The organism is Peribacillus sp. NPDC101481, from assembly GCF_044767165.1.
Taxonomy (GTDB): domain Bacteria; phylum Bacillota; class Bacilli; order Bacillales; family DSM-1321; genus Peribacillus.
The window spans coordinates 252,371-269,422 of record NZ_JBIWNJ010000003.1; the positions used below are offsets into that span (position 1 = coordinate 252,371).

Genomic DNA, 17,052 nt, shown 5'->3' on the forward strand with positions numbered 1-17,052 from the left:
AAGAATTAGGTATAAAGGTCTTATTGAAAGGAGGGTATCTATGAATTATAAGAAGAAATCTAGCAATAAAGTAACTAGTATTGCAATTACAGTGAAATTCGAAAGGAGAGGAAGCGACAGGTCATATCTTACAAAACCGAGTTTCTTTGATGCACTTCAGCACGTCCATTCTCCCTTTGAAAAGGATCTCCGCTCTGATTCACCTTATCAGGATTTTCCTCTATGTCAGGAGGTAACCCTTTCTTTTTTTGAAGAAGGTGCTAAAACATCTATTAATTATGACCCCCACCAAGAAAAAATCATCATTGAAGAAAGTTCAGAGACATATCAGCCGAATAAGGGTGAGGCGCTTACTGCAATCCTCGATCATATCATGATCAATCATGGCTATCACCATTCTTTTTTCATCATCCAGCAAAAAGAGCGGAACGTAAAAATGAAAGCTGCTACCCCATGAAAATCCCTAACATTTTTAGGCAGGACGTTGTAAGGTATGAGATTTCCGAATAATTCATACGAAAAGTTACTTTACTCAATAAGGATGGAGCTGCCACGGCAGCTCCATTAATGCCTCTCCAATCTTTCAAGATGTCAAACCAACCGCCGGATGATCTTTGAAAGGGTTTGGATGCCATAAGCTAATTGTTCCTCCGAGGCGTATGAATATGAAAGCCGTATATGTGTATGGTTATTTGGTTCGTATATGTATCCCGGATTAAGAAGTATGTTTTCCTTTAACACTTGCCTGAAAAGGTTTGAATTCACGATTGGTTTACATAATTTTAACCATATATAAAATCCGCCTTGAGGTATTTGCCATTCAGCCAGTCCCTTAAAATATTGATTGAGAAGAGTTAATGTAAAATCTCTGCGTCCTATCAACTCATGCCTTAGCCACTTTAAATGATTTGAATATTGCCCATTTGCTAACCATTCCGCCACAAGGTGCTGGGAAAGTGCACTTGAACCATAATCCATTTGCATTTTAATGTCCGCTAAACGTTCAATCACAGTTATTGGGCCAGCAATCCATCCGATACGCAATCCTGGGCTTAATGTTTTGGACATGCTGCCAATATGCAATACAAGGCCATCTGCATCAAGGGATTTTAATGGAGGCGGTGGTTCATTATCAAACCACAAATCACTATATACGTCATCTTCAATAATCGGGATCTGTTCCTTTTTGCATAGTGATAGGAGGTTAAGTCTTTCTTCTTTTGACCATGTAGTATTCGTTGGATTGTTAAACGTTGGAACAGTATAAAATAGTGACGCTTTCTTCCTTCCGTTGATGTGCTTTATTTGTGTCGGGATACTTTCCCGGCCTTGTATTGATAAACCTACTAAGTGCATGCCCGCAGATTGAAAAGGGTGAACGGAATTTAAATAGGAAGGGGATTCATGTAAAATCATCGATCCCTTTTGAAGTAAACCGACTGATATCAACTGGAGTGCCTGAAGCCCGCCAGAAACGACCATGAGGGAGCTGGGACTCGCGTTGATCCCTTTTGTTTCTAAATAAGCACTTATACATTGACGAAGTCTCTTATCACCCTTGGGTTCGGAATAGCCTAAAGAGTGGGCATCAAAAGAAGTGGATCGCAACGTCTTTTCGATTTGTTTTGCAGGCAATAGATCTGGAGATAGTTCGCCCGTGCCTAATCTGATGATGGCAGTGTCCGTTTCATACTGATTAATGTCCTGAATCGTTTTTAAATTAGGTTCATAGAGTCCATTCCTGACATAGTTTTTCCAGTCGGGCTGTTTGCTTGAGACGAGCACATTCCATGTATTATTGGAAACGAATGTGCCGGACCCAACCTTAGTTTCCAATAATCCATCAGCAATCAACTCATCAATGGCTGTGATGATGGTACTTCGGTTTACCCCAAATGAGTCGGCCAATGAACGTTGTGATGGAAGCTTGGTACTAACTGGCCATTCCCCTCGTGTAATTTGTTGTTTGATCCAATCCACTATTTGCAGGTGAAGTGATTGGTCGGAAGTACGGTTTGGTCTCCATTCGATAAACATACGAAAACCACTCCTTTCATGTTCTGTATTCAATATAAATTGGTTGGTTTGAAAGCCAACCAATTGGATGGTCAATTCCTTTGTTTTTTTCATTATACTGAATTTGAAAGGAGGGGGTATTCGTATGGGGCCATTTTTTCATGGATTATTATTGGCATTGGGGCTGATACTTCCGTTGGGAGTGCAAAATGTATTCATTTTTAATCAAGGAGCAATCCAACCTACAATAAAAAAAGCATTGCCAGCAACGATAACAGCTGCAATTTGTGATACACTGCTCATTTTGTTAGCTATTTTAGGTGTTTCGTTGGTTGTCATGCAATATGATTGGTTGCGCCTTACATTAATCATAATCGGAGTTATATTTTTATTGTATATGGGTTTTCAGATTTGGTTTGCCAAATCGAACTCACAGTCAGGTGCCCAATCCATGCAGATGTCGACCAAAAAACAAATTGTATTTGCTCTATCCGTATCATTACTGAATCCGCATGCAATCTTGGATACGATAGGTGTAATCGGTTCGAGCTCACTTGTTTATTCAGGAAAAGATAAAATGATTTTCACCGCAACGTGCATCTTTGTGTCATGGTGCTGGTTCCATGGATTATGTCTTGCGGGACGATTGCTGAAAAAGGTTGATACATCTGGTAAATTCCTTGGAATATTAAATAAAATTTCTGCAATCATCATTTGGATCACAGCTCTTTATATGGTTAAATCGATTTTTTGATAAAAGACATGCATTTGAACCTGGCCATACCAGGTATTCAATAAAGTTACAGGACGCTTATGTATAAAAAAGGGGAATGCATATCGAATTGCATTCCCCTTTTTTTCCTTATAAGTTAACAACCTGACCTCGTTCTTCTTCAAATCGTGATTGCGGGTTTATTGAAGAGCAACCAGGTCCTTGATTTCCTCTGTGGAAAGTTCGGTGATCCAGTTGTCACTGCTGATGATCTCGTCGTTCAGGGCTTGCTTTTTATCAAGCATCTGGTCGATTTTTTCTTCCAGGGTCCCTGTGCAGATTAGCTTATGAACATGAACGAAACGCTGTTGCCCAATTCGGTAAGCACGGTCGGTGGCTTGATTTTCAACAGCTGGGTTCCACCAGCGATCATAGTGAATCACGTGGTTTGCTTCTGTAAGATTAAGGCCAGTGCCGCCTGCTTTCAACGAGAGTATGAAAATAGGGAAATCCCCATCTTGGAACCGCGTGATCATTTCATCACGCTGCTTCTTGTTCGCACTCCCGTTCAGGAATGGCACTTCAAAGCCATATCGTTTTTCCAGCAAATCTTTAATCATATTGCCCATCCCGATATATTGAGTGAAAATGAGACAGCTTTCATCCTGTTCGCGGACAGCATCGATAAGCTCGGTCAGCTTCTCGAGTTTGCCAGATCGGTTAGGTGCCTTCATGATGTTTTCCTTTTCCATTTCTTTTAAGTAAAGAGCTGGATGATTGCAAAGCTGCTTTAGCTTATTCAGCATCTGGAGGATGATGCCTTTTCTTTCAAAGGCAGATAGTTGTTCGATATCAGTGAATGTATCTTTAATCAGTTGCTCATACAACGATGCTTGCTCGGTGGTAAGCGGTACGAATTCCTTTTGTTCTTGCTTATCCGGAAGATTAAGAGCGACTTCTTTATCACGCTTTGTACGGCGAAGCAAAAATGGCTGTATCAAACGCTGCAATTCCTTGATTTTATCCTTCTGATCATCACGCTCGATGGTCGCCACATATTTTTCCTGAAACTGACCTAGCGTTCCGAGATAACCTTTGTTGATGAAGTCGAAAATCGCCCATAGCTCACTTAAACGGTTTTCCATCGGCGTACCCGATAGGGCGATATGATGTCTGCCATTTAGCTTGCGGACCGCTTTGGATTGCTTCGTTTGGGCATTCTTGATGTTTTGTGCTTCATCAAGGATAACACTGCTCCAATGGATGGAGGTCAGTTCAGCCACATCTTGGTGGGTCAGTCCATATGATGTTAAGACAATATCATGATCGGCTGCCAGTTTAGTAAATGCCTCACCTTTAGCACGATTCGATCCGTAGTGTAGGTGAACTTTAAGTGATGGAGCGAATTTTTCCAATTCTTTTTGCCAGTTGCCAAGTACCGATGTCGGGCAGACGATGAGCGCCGATTGTACAGGGACGGATTCAGGGGCAGTGGTAATGACTTCACCCTCATCACTGCTCTCCGCGCTACTATCCTCTTCGACGATGATCGGTTCACTCTTTTGTTCATCCTTGGGCCCAGTGGGCAGCTCTTTACCGACCATTTCTTTGCCTTTAACATGAAGTAGGTAGGCAATCATCTGGACGGTTTTTCCAAGTCCCATATCGTCGGCTAGACAAGCACCAAAACCATGCTCCCTTAAAAAAAGGAGCCAGCTCATGCCCAGTTTTTGATAGGGGCGTAAATCACCTTGAAGTGCATTAGGGACGGGCAGGATGGATATGTTTTTGGTTTCCCGGAGCCTTCCCACCATTTTACGGAGCTCCTGGTTCAATTCAAATTGAATCCGGAGCATTTCGTCGTTTTCAGAATCGCCATCGCCATCTTCATTCACGCCATTCAACAGTTCCTGCTGCAGCAAGTCAGTCAGTTGGATGCCTTTTTCGTTCGCTGTTTCCATCAGCTCCTGAATTTGCTTAATGAAAGCAGGGTCAAGCTTGACCCATTGGCCGCGGATGAAGACAAGCCGCCTTTTTTCATTGACGAGCTCCTCGAACTCCGCCTCAGTGAGCTCCTTGCCATTTAATGAGAACCGCCAATCAAAGTCCATTAAAGCTTTTAACCCGACATAAGAAGGGCCGCGGTTCGATTGGCTCTTCACTTTCGCTTTGACCTTCAATGAGGACTCCTTCAAGGCAAGCCACCACGATGGAAGGAGAATTTCGACGCCAAGAAACAGGAGCTTTTCGCTTGCATCGGTCAAGAACTCCCATGCATCCGTTTCTGAAATCTCCCTTTTCAGACGGCCATTCTCCCCAAGCCAGGGCACGACGAGTTGCCAGCGTTTCGTAGCACGCACCACATCACTTGCATACTTATTCCAGCCGCGCGGAAGTTTTTTTCCTGTATATGTTTCAATGATATTCTCATCCCTTTTGGAACGAAGGGTAACATCGAGCATCCAAGGCCCGTTGCCATCTGGAGGCTCAGTTAAACGGAGACCTATAGTGAATGGTTTGGGATCGGGCAGGGTACCGAGCCATTCCTGCCAGCTGTCCTTGTCAAAAAAGGCCTGCAATTCTTCGGGAGAAAGTCGAGTATCCTTTAATGCCCCAACGGCTTCACTCCATTTATGCTGCATGGGTGAATAGTTTTTTAAATACATATTAGCGGCACCGTTATACCACTTTTCGATAAAAGTACGGTTGGTTTCCAGTTCAGGTGAAGGAAGATCCAAAGATATTTCTTCTTCCCAAAAGGAAGGGACGAATTCCTCTTCCACTTCCTCCGGCAGCTTCCAGCCGATGGAGTCCAATTGAAGATTGGTGAAATCCGGTACGGGGATTCCAGCTTCAATGGATTCATGAAGAACGGGAGCTGCTGACAGGCAAAGGGAGGATATCTCGGACCATTCCCATTCTATGAAGGAGTTGAAGCTTTCCCTCGCAAAAAAATTGAGAAGTCCCCAAGCGTCAAGAATGAATACTTGATTTCCATCCACTATATCCGTAGTCATTTTAGTGCCATAAAAGCTTGCGTCATCCCAGTTGAATAACAGCCTGCGTATATAATTCGTGGTGAGGAAGGTATTTTCTTCATTGACGACACCAAGGGCGTAAGTTCCGTTTTCGAGAGCGGCTATTTTGATTTTTAATTTCCCTGGATTAAACATCGATAAGCTTACCCCTTTTTAGTTCTTCTTGGAAAGCGCGAAGCCGTTTGGTCGAATCTGCTACATAAAGTATATAACGTTCGAATACGTCTTCCTTTTTGCTCTTCTTATAGATGGTGCGCATCCTTTTCAAATAACGGACAGCTTGCTTATAAGCAGGCCGATTTTTCAAAGAAACTTTTTCCTGGACCGCATGATAATAAAGCGGCAGGATTAGTTCCGGTTCTTTTGAGACCACTTCTTTGATGGATTCACTGCTGATTAAGTCAATGCTGATTTCTGAGTAAATATGCATCTCCACCCATTTTTTATATTGTCCTTGTTCAAAAAGGAAGTTTGCATAGTTCCAATAGCTGTGCGGAAGGGTGGCCCTGTAAAATTTCTCAAGCAAATCGGTCCGTTTTAATTTATAACAGCAACTGTTAATTAAAGTCGTAAAGGTCCGGACGAAATCTACCCGTTTATAATAATCGGATAAACCGGCAAGGAACTCCTGGACATTATTATTGATGAATTCAATGAAAGGGATAGCCCGTGCCCGGTTGTCGGATTCAGCCAAGAGATTCAGCCAATAAAAAATGTATGGACAGGCTTCGTTCTTCAATTCAGAAAGAAGCCCAATCGCTTGTTTATCATGGTTCTCCAAAAGGGATAGGTGAATCGCTGCGAGGGAATAGGACGTCCTCTCAGTGGTGCCCATATACTTCTCGGGAAGTTCTTTATTGATTCGTTCCAGTTCCTCTTTACGCCATGAGGAGTTGGAGAATAAGTAGCTCCATATCTCCCGGTAAAGGTCGATCTTTTCGTATTCGAGGCCTTCTCCTCCATCCAGCAGTTTAGCTACATCTTCCTTGATGCTAAAAACGAAGGGATCAAAGGCGAAGGGCCTCGCTTGCCTGCTAAGCGGCTGTACCGTTTCATGAAGCTCCTCTGCAAGGTCGACGGCAAGTGCATAAAAGACCCTGATCGTTTGCGTCTCACTTTTATGCAGCTGAATCATTCTCAGTGTCTGCTGCATCGTGCAAAATTGGGTAACGAAATGATAAAGTAATTTCCATTCCCTTTCCATTGGAGCTTTTGAGCTAAGGCGTTTAAAGTAAGTTTGTATGTGATTTTCAATCATATAAGTAGCCTCGCCTATATGAGGCTCCACATGTTCAGCGAATTCATCATTCACGAATTGCTTCCATGATGGATAGCTTTTATCTAAGATGATGGATTTCCCTGCCGCCTGTTTAAGTAATTCACTTGCCGGTTTCACTTGCTGCAGTGCTTGGGCCGTTGAGGTTTTTTTTGGTGCTTTCCAATCGCTCAGCCATTCGGAAACACTAGCGTGTTCAGAATATGCAGAAAAGAAAACGGCCATTTGATGCCGGCAAATGAACCTTGAATCACATGTACAGCTTCCATCCTGAGGGAAGAGCAGATTCAGCCTGGCCTTAAAGCGTGTCACATCCTGTACCTCAGCTGCAATCGTATCCGCCGCTTCTTCTTTAATATCAACGAGCCCCTGACGGTATAACTGGAGCCCTTGATTCACCACATCCGAATCTTCCGGATCCCCGGCCTCCAAAAATTCCGCCAGCCGCTCCCCAACTAACAACAACTCCCGCTCCATACTCTCCTCCTTCAGGGACAAGCCCTGTATACCAAAATTATATTTTTGTATGATCATGAACCATCAGTTCTTTAACTTATCGTTGGGTGCATAAATTACATCCCAGATCGAATGCCGGACTATGGCCGTTCTCTTTACGTTCTAATCCATTTAATCGAACAAACCATCAATGCTTCTAGCCGTATATTCATAAAAACCCTGTAAAAGTCAATATCGTCAAAAATCCCCTTGAATATAAGCGGTTCGGATATAAACAGGAATAACTGGCAATCACTTTAACATGCCTCAAATCCTTCATCCTCATCACGCTTCACAATACCAAGTGATGAGGCAGGAATCTTTTTTAAAATTGCTTTTTTGAAGCATCTCTTTATTATACTTCATTTTGGCTTGGAATTTAAAATGTAGATTAGAGGTTTTGGAAATGATGAGTGTGAGAAATTATATACTCCTGTTGAATGGCTCAATTTGTAGACAAAAGGGGTTCTATATATAAATTTAATACAAAGTAGATTGGAACAATGTGCGAGACTCCTGCGGGGGAAGAGCGTCAAGTGGAGACCCGCAGGCGCATAGGACCCGAGAACGGTCCGCCCGCGGAAAGCGAGTGACTGGAGGCATCGAGTTTGTCTATAATTTGGAGCCATTCCCGGGGAAATGGCTCCAAATTATAGAATTAGTTTATTTTCATTTCGTTCTTCCAACTGTCCAGCTTTTTGTTGATGAATGTAACAAAGGTATGGTTTTTTTGTAATTTGAATAGAAACGCAGATTTTTCCAAGTACTCTTTTGCCTCTTCAAAGTTACCTACGAGTTCAAAATTGTATCCTAAATGGTAATGTAAATCCGCTAAAGCATATAATTGATCATGTTCGAGGCACCACTTTATGGCATCTTGGCAGCAGGCAATGGACTCTCCGTATCGGCCAAGGCGTGTTAGCACTCTGCCAAAATTATAGGATAGGCGCGTCTTTAGCGTTTTATCCGTCAAGAATGGCAGGGCTTTCAAGTGATCTAAAGCTTTCCTTAACAAGGCAAATGCATTTTCGTATTGTTCTTCGGCAACATACATTACACCAAGACTGCTTAGGATTTCAAGCTCCCGTTCCGAATAAATTTTATCGGTCGTATGAGTAATTGAGATGGCCTTATTGATGAATTCTATGGCTTTATCTAAATCTTTATTTTTTTCATATTCGTATATTCCCTTGTGCCAAAGAATCAATTGATGATTCTTTTTATTTTGAAGAAAGAGGGGACTGTTTTCCTCAGCCTTTACAATTTGCTGCATTTCCTCATAATTTCGGGTTCTTCTGGCTATTTTTAATTGATAAATCACTTCTTCCACGTAATCCAGCCTAGGGGTCATTCCAATATCGAAAAAATAGTTTACATCAACGCCTAAACGTTGGGAAATTAAGTAGAGAGTGGATGCATATGGATAGACATCGCCCTTTTCAATCTTACTGATCTGTGCTTGTGTACAAATACCGGTTGCCAACTCTTCCTGGGAAAGCCCGATTTGTTTACGTAGCTCTTTGATCTTTTGTCCAACTGCAAAAAAATCCATTTTGATTCTCCTTAAAATATGCCTAGAGTTATATTTTGTTATGAAAAATCGGTGAAAGCGGTATGTACAGGTCCTGAACGGTTTAAATAGATTCTTTAGTCGAAATATATGACTTTAAGAATTGTGGTTAAATATAACTATAGAATTATTTTCTATTTTAACCAATATTTTTTTAAAAGAAAAGGAGGAATGACCTATGAAAAAAAGTACTAAAGCATTAGTCGTATCTTTTCTTATCATCGCTGCTTTTGTTATTGTCCCAAGCGAATTACCAGGCCTTTATGCAGAACTTCCAGGTTTATATAAATAAATAAATGAAGCTTCTTATCAATCATTCAAGCATCTTCAATTGAAGATGTTTTTTTTATTATTATTAAATGATGATTATTCTTTTGCGCATATTCCTGTAGTTATAATTATCTATGAATGGGGGGTGTAAGGTCCATTTGGTAGGTGTTGAAGAAACGTGAGCGTAGTTTGTAACGCCTATTTCCTTTTAATGCTTTTGTTATAGTGTATATAACAAAACGGAGAGAGGTGTAAGGTTAATGATTGATATTAATATGAAAGTTCAACCCTCTTTTTACGATGATGAATGTGCCATTGTGTTTTCTTTTTATTTTGATAAGGCAACCAGGAAAATTGGTGAAGCTGTGGTGTACACATGCAAAAAATCAGATGATAAAGAATCCAGCCAAGATCATATAGATACAGATGTACAAGAAAAAATCGCTTATCTTAAAGAGTTTTCCATTGTAGATGAATATCAGGCGACCTCGATGAAGAAGATTCAACATTTTTTGAATGTAATCGGTATCAAGAAATGTGTGAAGCACAATCTTCAAGGTAATGAAATCGCATTTTAAAAGATAAAAACTCATGACATCCCACATGTCATGAGTTTTTGCCATTTAAATGACTGTTTTGAGCATTCATTTTCTTTTTAATGAAATCGCTCATTTGTTTCCGCTTACTTGGTTTAGCGTTATTTGTTCTTTCAAAAAATTTAAAGTGTTGTTTATTGCTATCAATTTTCATGATGTCTCTCCTTTGCTTTTTTTTATTTACCCATTTTTTTCTTAGTTAAAACGTGATTTTAATGATAAAGGGATGAACAGAAGATCTTGCAAATATTCCTGTAGTTATATTTTCTTCTGTGAATCCCTGCATATAAGGATTTATTAGATGATAATAAGAGGTGAAGCCCAAATATGGAGGAATTTCGTATTTTATCATACTTAAAATAAATGTTAAAATGGTCCGAATATCGGATTTTTCATTAGAAACATCAGTTTCTAGTACCCTAAAGTGAAGAGGGTTGAAGAACTCTTTTCGATGGCCCCCATGCATATGCTTGGGGGATCTTTTTTATTTGGATAATTTGTCCACTTTTTTTCTATAATATGTTTCGTTTTGTTTGTATATACATGGGTAAATATAAGAAACAAGATGAATTAAACCTGTGTTAATCGCAGTTTAATCGGAGGAATATATTTTATGGATGTGAAAGTAAAGAATGATCCGACGAAGCGAACTTTCCAGCAGTACATTTTTCCATTTACGCTTGAAGGAAATAAGATTGAAAAGTTTGTGGAAAAGTTGTTTGAGGACAATTTCGTTTTTTTGAACTTGAAAGATATGGAACAACAAAATCAATTTTACGGTGGCCATAAAGTTTCGCACCGTAAACTGGAAAAGTATTTCATGCCTTACATCGAGCCAATTTTATTTCCGAGTAATGCCAAACAGAAGGAAGGCTTGCGGCGTTTCACGAAAAAACTGGATATTGATTGTACCTTCGAATCACCCTATCTAAATACCCCATTTATTATTAACTCTATCGATATCTTCATATGCCCATTTCATATTGGCATGATGAACCTTCGTGTTACTTTACCTGAAGGGCTTTCACATGATGATGTGCTCTATTTTGGCGATACATTCCGAATCCTTGAACCGATTGCTGATGATGAGGAAAAAACGAAAGTCGGCTGTCGGGAAAATCAGTATGAACAAGTGAAGGATTTCATCTTCAATGAACTATTGCCGCCAATTGAGGAATATATGGATGAAGAACAAGCGGACCCGACCTATTTTGGCAGTTTGCCCTTCTTCATCGATGAAAGGATGTACGTAATCAGTTATACGGCATTCCCTGAGGATCGTGATATTTCTAAAAATGACTTATTCCGGATCAGTGAACTGAATGGGTATGACAATGATGGTGAACCATATATAGGTGCATTAAATCCTGATTATATAGAAAAGTATTATCAGGAAAGAGTATATGACAGGTGGGGCAAGGAAACCTATTATGTAACTAGTATGTATCATTTCGCGTGTGTCACGAAAGCGACAGGTAAACTGGAACAGGAACTGGCAAGCGAAATGTATGGCCAGCATTTTTATTCATTGTTGCTTTTCTTCTATTATAAAATCGTACTGCTCAAATTGGCTCATGAACATTCCCAGATAGATGTGGAAAAAGATCAATCGGATACAGAACAGCTGATTTTCATGATCACTCAGTTTTCTGCAAAGTACTTATTCACTGAAGTGAATAGTACGGCAATCGGTAAAGAGCTTTTCAAAAAAACGGATGAAGCCTTCAGGATTGCCCCTCTCTACAGTGAGGTGAAGGAAACACTTTCCTACCTTTATCAAAATCAGGATAAACTGTCTGGGAAAAGAAGTAATTATCTTTTGCAAATACTAACGATTTATACGGTAGTCTCCGGGATATTCGGAATGAATCTATATATTGAAGATTGGAAAGGGAAATTACCATGGAAAGCGTATATGGATTACACCTTATACGAATGGGTAGCTGTCATTGTAACGACAAGCGGTCTCATCATTTCGGCCATACTGGGCTTTATCTTCCTGAAAAAATGGCTCCAAGAGAAAAAAAGCCGAAAAAAAAGAATGCTCTAGAATCCTGAACATTATGTACATGACCCAGGCTGTAGGCAAACTCGATGAAGATTGAGTTTGCCTACGTTTTTTAGGGTTTGTACAATTTTGAATGTTGCCTCTAGGCGCTGGCTTTCCGCCTGCGGGTTTCCTTTGTTAGCAGACCCGGCAGAAAGGGAGCTGATTCCTTAAATCAACTTGATCTTTTTTGTGAACTGGACCTTCATCTATTTTTTCTAAAACAAAAGTCCTGTACATAATGTACAGGACTTTTGTTTTAGAAAAAACATGGTTAATTAGAAAAATGAAGAAATTCGGCATGTAAAATCCCCCATTCCCCTAATATTTTGCTAAACTATAGGTATATCATTCTAACTATTCATTAGGAGGAAATCATGAAGAAACTAGCTTTAGTTTCCAGCTTATTGTTGTTGAGCGTATTGTTTCTGGCCGGATGCTCGGATGAGCCAAGTCCGGAAGATCGCTTTGCGGCATACACGAAGCTTTGGAATAAACAGGATTTTGCGAAGATGTACGAGTATCTGTCGCCTGAGACAAAGAAGAAAATCAGTGCGGATGAATTTGCTAAGCGTTATGAGAAAATCTATACGGGCATAGAAGCCGACCAATTAAAGGTGGACTATAAACAGCCAAAAGAAGAGAAAGACCATAAAGATGGGGAAAAGGTAAGCCTTTCATATACCGTTGATATGTCCACTATGGCGGGTGCTGTCAGCTCTGATCATAAAGCGACACTTGTCAAGGAAGGGGAAGGCGAGGAAGAAAATTGGTATATCAAGTGGGATGAAAGCTACATATTCCCTCAATTGAAAGCTGGCGAGAAGGTATCGGTTGAATCGTATCCAGCCATTCGCGGGGAAATTGTCGATAGAAATGAACGCGGCCTTGCCATGAATGGAACGGTTGCAGAAGTGGGAATCGTGCCAGAGAAAATGGCCAATGAATCCGAAACGGTTAAAAAGGTCGCTGGAATCCTTAATATGTCCACCGACGAAGTGAATCAGAAATTAAAACAAACATGGGTAAAGCCAAGCTATTTCGTGCCCATCAAGAAAATGTCAAATGATAATAATGCAACCTTGGAAAAGCTATTAAGCATTGCTGGTGTATCTGTCAATAATACGGAAGAACGCATATATCCATATAAAGAGGCTACTGCCCATCTAATTGGATATGTCGGTGAGGCATCGGCCGAAGATCTGGAGAAATTGAAAGGAAAAGGATATACAGCAAGTGATGTTATTGGCAAACGCGGTCTTGAGGAAGTTTTGGAAGCGCGGCTTAAAGGCAAACCTGGCGGTAAAATCTTTATTAGAGCCGAAGATGGCGAAGAAAAAGTGATTGCTGAAAAGCCTGCTGAAGAGGGAGAAACAATTACATTGACCATCGACGCCGAGCTTCAAAAGGATATCTTCAAACAATATAAGAACGAAGCCGGATCGGCATCGGCAATTGATCCGAAGACAGGCGAAACGCTTGCACTTGTTTCAAGTCCGTCATTCGATCCTAATAAATATATTTTCGGAATAACGAAAGCGGAACAAAAAGCGCTTGAAGAAGACCCGGAAAAACCACTTTTGAACCGTTTCAGTTCGACGTTTGCACCTGGTTCAACCATTAAGGCCATCACTGCGTCAATCGCTTTGAAAAATGGCGTGGATCCGAAAGAGTCGATCAATATTCAAGGGAAAACATGGGCCAAATCGACATGGAAAGATCATTCCATTACAAGGGTTTCGGACCCTGGGGTTCCAATCGATATGGAAAAGGCTTTAATTTATTCAGACAATATTTACTTTGCCCAAAAAGCTCTGGGGCTTGGTAAGGAAAAATTCACAAATGGACTCAAGGCATTCGGATTTGATGAGCCTTTGAATTACGATTATCCGATCAAAGCATCGAGCATCGGTAAGATCGATAGTGAGGGACGTTTGGCTGACGCTGGATATGGTCAAGCGCAAGTCCAAATGAGTACGCTTCATCTCGCCATGACCTATTCAGCCTTTTTGAATGCAGGGAACATCCCGGCACCTTCGTTAATAACAGGAGATAAAATAGAAAAGAAAATATGGAAGGAAAATGCGATATCAGCTGACCAAGCAAATCAGGTCACCAAGATGCTGACACAAGTAGTGGAACATCCTAAGGGAAGCGGACATGGAATAGATGATCTTGGCATCAAAATCGCTGCTAAAACAGGAACTGCTGAAATCAAGGCATCCAAAAATGCGGACGGAACAGAAAATGGCTGGTTCGTTGCCATGGACACAGAAGACCCGGAACTTCTCATGGCATGGATGATTGAAGATGTAAAAGGCCGAGGCGGCAGCCATGTCGTTGTCGATCAAATGAAACCGGTGTTGAAGAAGTATTTGAAGTAAAGAAAAAAGTCACCCATCAGCAAGCATTTACCAAAATAAAAGCAGGACATGGTTTCTTCCATGTCCTGCTTTTATTTTGGTTGTGGATTCCGATTACACAATAAAGCCGGATTTGAAGGATAATGCGGCGTACATACAGAATGTAAAAAGAGAGTTCAGTAACCTACAAGTAAACAGTTTTCTCATGCCAATAGATTGAACAGGGTTAATTCAAAAGTCTTGAAAAGATAAATAGAAAAGGAATGAGGATGAAGGGGAATGAGAAGTTTAAAGTATTTGTTTATCGCTTTCTTTATCACTTTTTTTGCATTTCCTTCTCATGAAGCAACGGCTGTGGAAGAGAATACAACAATTGAAGTGAAACTGAAGAATTATTTGGGGAATAGAACCAGTGTTAAAATAACGGCAACCGGGGACTACCGTAATTCAGGGGGAGAGATATTCATCAAGGCAGGTGAAAGTCTGACTCTGAAAGCGGAGTCGGCTGAACTTGCCGTTTACAAAGGTTCTCAGAAAACGGGATCTTATGCTTCCTTTAAGGTAATGCCAGTTAAACCTGAAGCTTCATTGTCCATAAACGGCCGTCCGTATCAAGGCTCAATGACATTTACAGTGGAGGACGGTTACATCCGGCCAATCAATGCTGTTTACATTGAAGATTATCTAAAGGGCGTTGTCCCGCTGGAGATGCCCGCACTATGGCATGCCGAAGCCTTAAAAGCACAGGCGATTGCCGCCCGGACGTATGCACTTCGCCATCAATCGTCAATCATTGATGATACAGTTTCTTACCAAGTATATGGCGGGGCTGCCGGTCATTATCGAACTGATTCAGCCATTGATCAGACAAAGGGCATGGTAATCAAACATGATGGCGAAATAATCGAAGCGTTCTTTTCATCAAGCAATGGAGGGATGACCGAATCGAATTCAAATGTTTGGTCAAGAGGCAACCCTCTTGCATATTTATCTATCAAAAAAGATTTCTATGATTCAAAAACCAATTGGTCGATAACGCTGGACAAGCAGCAAATCGACCTGTCAAAAATGGATTTATCTAAACCTGAAGAATGGTGGACAAGCGTAGAGGAAAAAGATAAAACGGTTGTGCCGAAGCTGAAGGCTTGGCTGACGAATAATGGATATGCGAAGAAAGATATTAAAATAACGGAGATTCCCTTGTTAACTTTTACAGATGAAAAAACGGGAGGTCGGGTTACGAAAGGCTCCATACAAATGAATTTCTATGTAAGGGATCTCGTTGATGATAGGGGAAAACTTTTGCAGCAAACGGTTAAGCTTACTAATGTAGCGGCTTCCAAAATCAGGGGCATGGTGGGGCAAGAGGTGATGAAAAGCTATTTGGTTGACCATTCATCTTCCGATCCTTCCAAAATTGCAATCGAAGGATCAGGATATGGGCATGGGGTCGGACTAAGTCAGTTTGGAGCGAAAAACAGAGCGGAAGCAGGACACTCATATCAAGATATTTTGGCTTTTTATTATCCTGACACAATTATAGAAAAGGAATATGGACCAGGCGCTGGATCTAAAACGGATATTGTTGTAAAGGAAGAACCGAATTCAGTAAACATGAAAGCGAAGACGGATCATTTAAATGATGAGGTTGGAATCACATACTCCCTAAAAGAAGATGCTGTGGTAACTCTCACGATTAAAGATAGGAAAGGTAATGCCTTAGCTAGCCCAGTCCGTGATCAAACAATGAAAAAGGGTACCCATACAGCTATCTGGAACATAATAGCGGTAAGTAACGGGACATATGAAGCAGAATTATCAGCAATGGAACGAGGCGGGAATGAAGGTTTGGAAACAATGGCGATAAAAATCAGTAGAGATACGTCGGCACCTAAAATCACGGATGTCAAAACATCGGGTGATTACAGTACCGAGAAAGCGAACATAACGTATTCAATTAATGAAAACGCTAATGTAACGGTGGAAATCAAGAACAGTAAAGGTAAGGTTGTCGGCATCCTTTCTGAAAGGCAGTTCCATAAAGGCAGTCAATCGGCAACCTGGGATTTCAAAAATATGTCCAACGGGATATTTACGGTAAAAATCTCCGCTAAGGATGAGAGTGACAATCAGAAAACCATTTCAACGAAAATCTCGATTAGGAAGACGACGGGAATAGTGAAAGCAAACGAATTATCTATTAAAGAAAGTAGAAATGCAGCTTCTGAAACGATTGGCACTCTTCACAGGGAACAAGCCGTAACGATACTGGCTCAACAAGATGAATGGTATAAAGTGAAAAAGGGAAGCCGAATTGGGTATGTATTAAAAAAGCACATAAAAAAATAAATGAGTAGGACGCTACGTATGGCGTCTTTTTTTGACCTTATAAAGAGTAAAAGCACTACACTTACAAGAAAACAGCACGAATTCGCGAGTAAATCGCAAACTCACGAGTAAATGCACTAAACTCACGAGTAAAGGGCGCAAACTCACGAGTAAAAGCACCAAACTCACGAGTAAGCGCTCAAATTCACGAGTAAAAGCACCAAACTCACGAGTAAAAGCACTAAACTCACGAGTAAATCGCAGATCAATGAGCAGATTCACCAACCTCATGAGTAAATGCTCCAAAACTTCAAAGAAATACCCCAAAACTTGAGTAAACG

11 protein-coding genes are annotated in these 17,052 nt (G+C 40.8%); 6 read left to right on the forward strand and 5 right to left on the reverse strand.

The window, feature by feature from the left end; translation table 11 throughout:
• The first annotated feature begins 40 nt into the window (after window positions 1-40).
• Entirely contained in the window at window positions 41-457 is a 417-nt protein-coding gene (locus tag ACIROD_RS19970; protein ID WP_402943391.1) for a hypothetical protein, read from the forward strand.
• A 134-nt stretch (window positions 458-591) separates the two neighbouring features.
• Here the strand turns inward: ACIROD_RS19970 and ACIROD_RS19975 are convergent, their stop codons facing one another.
• Window positions 592-2,037 carry an aminotransferase-like domain-containing protein gene (locus ACIROD_RS19975; protein WP_402943394.1) on the reverse strand — a complete coding sequence of 482 codons (1,446 nt, stop codon included), beginning with the start codon at window positions 2,035-2,037 and terminating at the stop codon, window positions 592-594.
• Window positions 2,038-2,161: 124 nt separating this feature from the next.
• Between ACIROD_RS19975 and ACIROD_RS19980 the strand changes: the two genes are divergently transcribed.
• The gene (locus ACIROD_RS19980) at window positions 2,162-2,770 is read left to right on the forward strand and encodes a LysE/ArgO family amino acid transporter (protein ID WP_101223799.1); all 609 of its coding nucleotides are present in this window, start codon (window positions 2,162-2,164) and stop codon (window positions 2,768-2,770) included.
• A gap of 158 nt (window positions 2,771-2,928) precedes the next feature.
• Here ACIROD_RS19980 and ACIROD_RS19985 read toward each other — a convergent pair whose 3' ends face one another.
• The 3 genes from ACIROD_RS19985 to ACIROD_RS19995 all read right to left on the reverse strand — a co-directional run bounded on the left by ACIROD_RS19985 (window position 2,929) and on the right by ACIROD_RS19995 (window position 9,089).
• The gene (locus ACIROD_RS19985; protein ID WP_402943397.1) at window positions 2,929-5,901 is read right to left on the reverse strand and encodes a DEAD/DEAH box helicase; all 2,973 of its coding nucleotides are present in this window, start codon (window positions 5,899-5,901) and stop codon (window positions 2,929-2,931) included.
• Window positions 5,894-7,519, reverse strand: coding sequence for a hypothetical protein (locus ACIROD_RS19990; RefSeq protein WP_402943400.1), 1,626 nt, complete (start codon window positions 7,517-7,519; stop codon window positions 5,894-5,896). The genes ACIROD_RS19985 and ACIROD_RS19990 overlap by 8 nt, the downstream gene beginning before the upstream one ends.
• Window positions 7,520-8,195: 676 nt before the next feature.
• Window positions 8,196-9,089 (reverse strand): helix-turn-helix domain-containing protein, encoded by an 894-nt coding sequence (locus ACIROD_RS19995; RefSeq protein ID WP_101223796.1) that lies wholly within the window; start codon window positions 9,087-9,089, stop codon window positions 8,196-8,198.
• A gap of 548 nt (window positions 9,090-9,637) precedes the next feature.
• On the opposite strand from ACIROD_RS19995, the gene ACIROD_RS20000 reads away from it, so the two are divergent.
• Window positions 9,638-9,955 (forward strand): hypothetical protein, encoded by a 318-nt coding sequence (locus tag ACIROD_RS20000; RefSeq protein ID WP_101223795.1) that lies wholly within the window; start codon window positions 9,638-9,640, stop codon window positions 9,953-9,955.
• 28 nt (window positions 9,956-9,983) lie between these two features.
• Here ACIROD_RS20000 and ACIROD_RS20005 read toward each other — a convergent pair whose 3' ends face one another.
• On the reverse strand, window positions 9,984-10,127 hold the full coding sequence (locus ACIROD_RS20005; RefSeq protein ID WP_402943405.1) for a hypothetical protein: 144 nt from the start codon (window positions 10,125-10,127) through the stop codon (window positions 9,984-9,986).
• A gap of 459 nt (window positions 10,128-10,586) precedes the next feature.
• On the opposite strand from ACIROD_RS20005, the gene ACIROD_RS20010 reads away from it, so the two are divergent.
• From ACIROD_RS20010 to ACIROD_RS20020, 3 genes are all read left to right on the forward strand, one after another.
• The gene (locus ACIROD_RS20010; protein WP_230176132.1) at window positions 10,587-12,023 is read left to right on the forward strand and encodes a magnesium transporter CorA family protein; all 1,437 of its coding nucleotides are present in this window, start codon (window positions 10,587-10,589) and stop codon (window positions 12,021-12,023) included.
• A 374-nt stretch (window positions 12,024-12,397) separates the two neighbouring features.
• Window positions 12,398-14,404 carry a penicillin-binding transpeptidase domain-containing protein gene (locus ACIROD_RS20015; protein ID WP_402943409.1) on the forward strand — a complete coding sequence of 669 codons (2,007 nt, stop codon included), beginning with the start codon at window positions 12,398-12,400 and terminating at the stop codon, window positions 14,402-14,404.
• A gap of 258 nt (window positions 14,405-14,662) precedes the next feature.
• On the forward strand, window positions 14,663-16,732 hold the full coding sequence (locus ACIROD_RS20020; RefSeq protein ID WP_402943412.1) for a SpoIID/LytB domain-containing protein: 2,070 nt from the start codon (window positions 14,663-14,665) through the stop codon (window positions 16,730-16,732).
• Window positions 16,733-17,052: the final 320 nt, after the last annotated feature.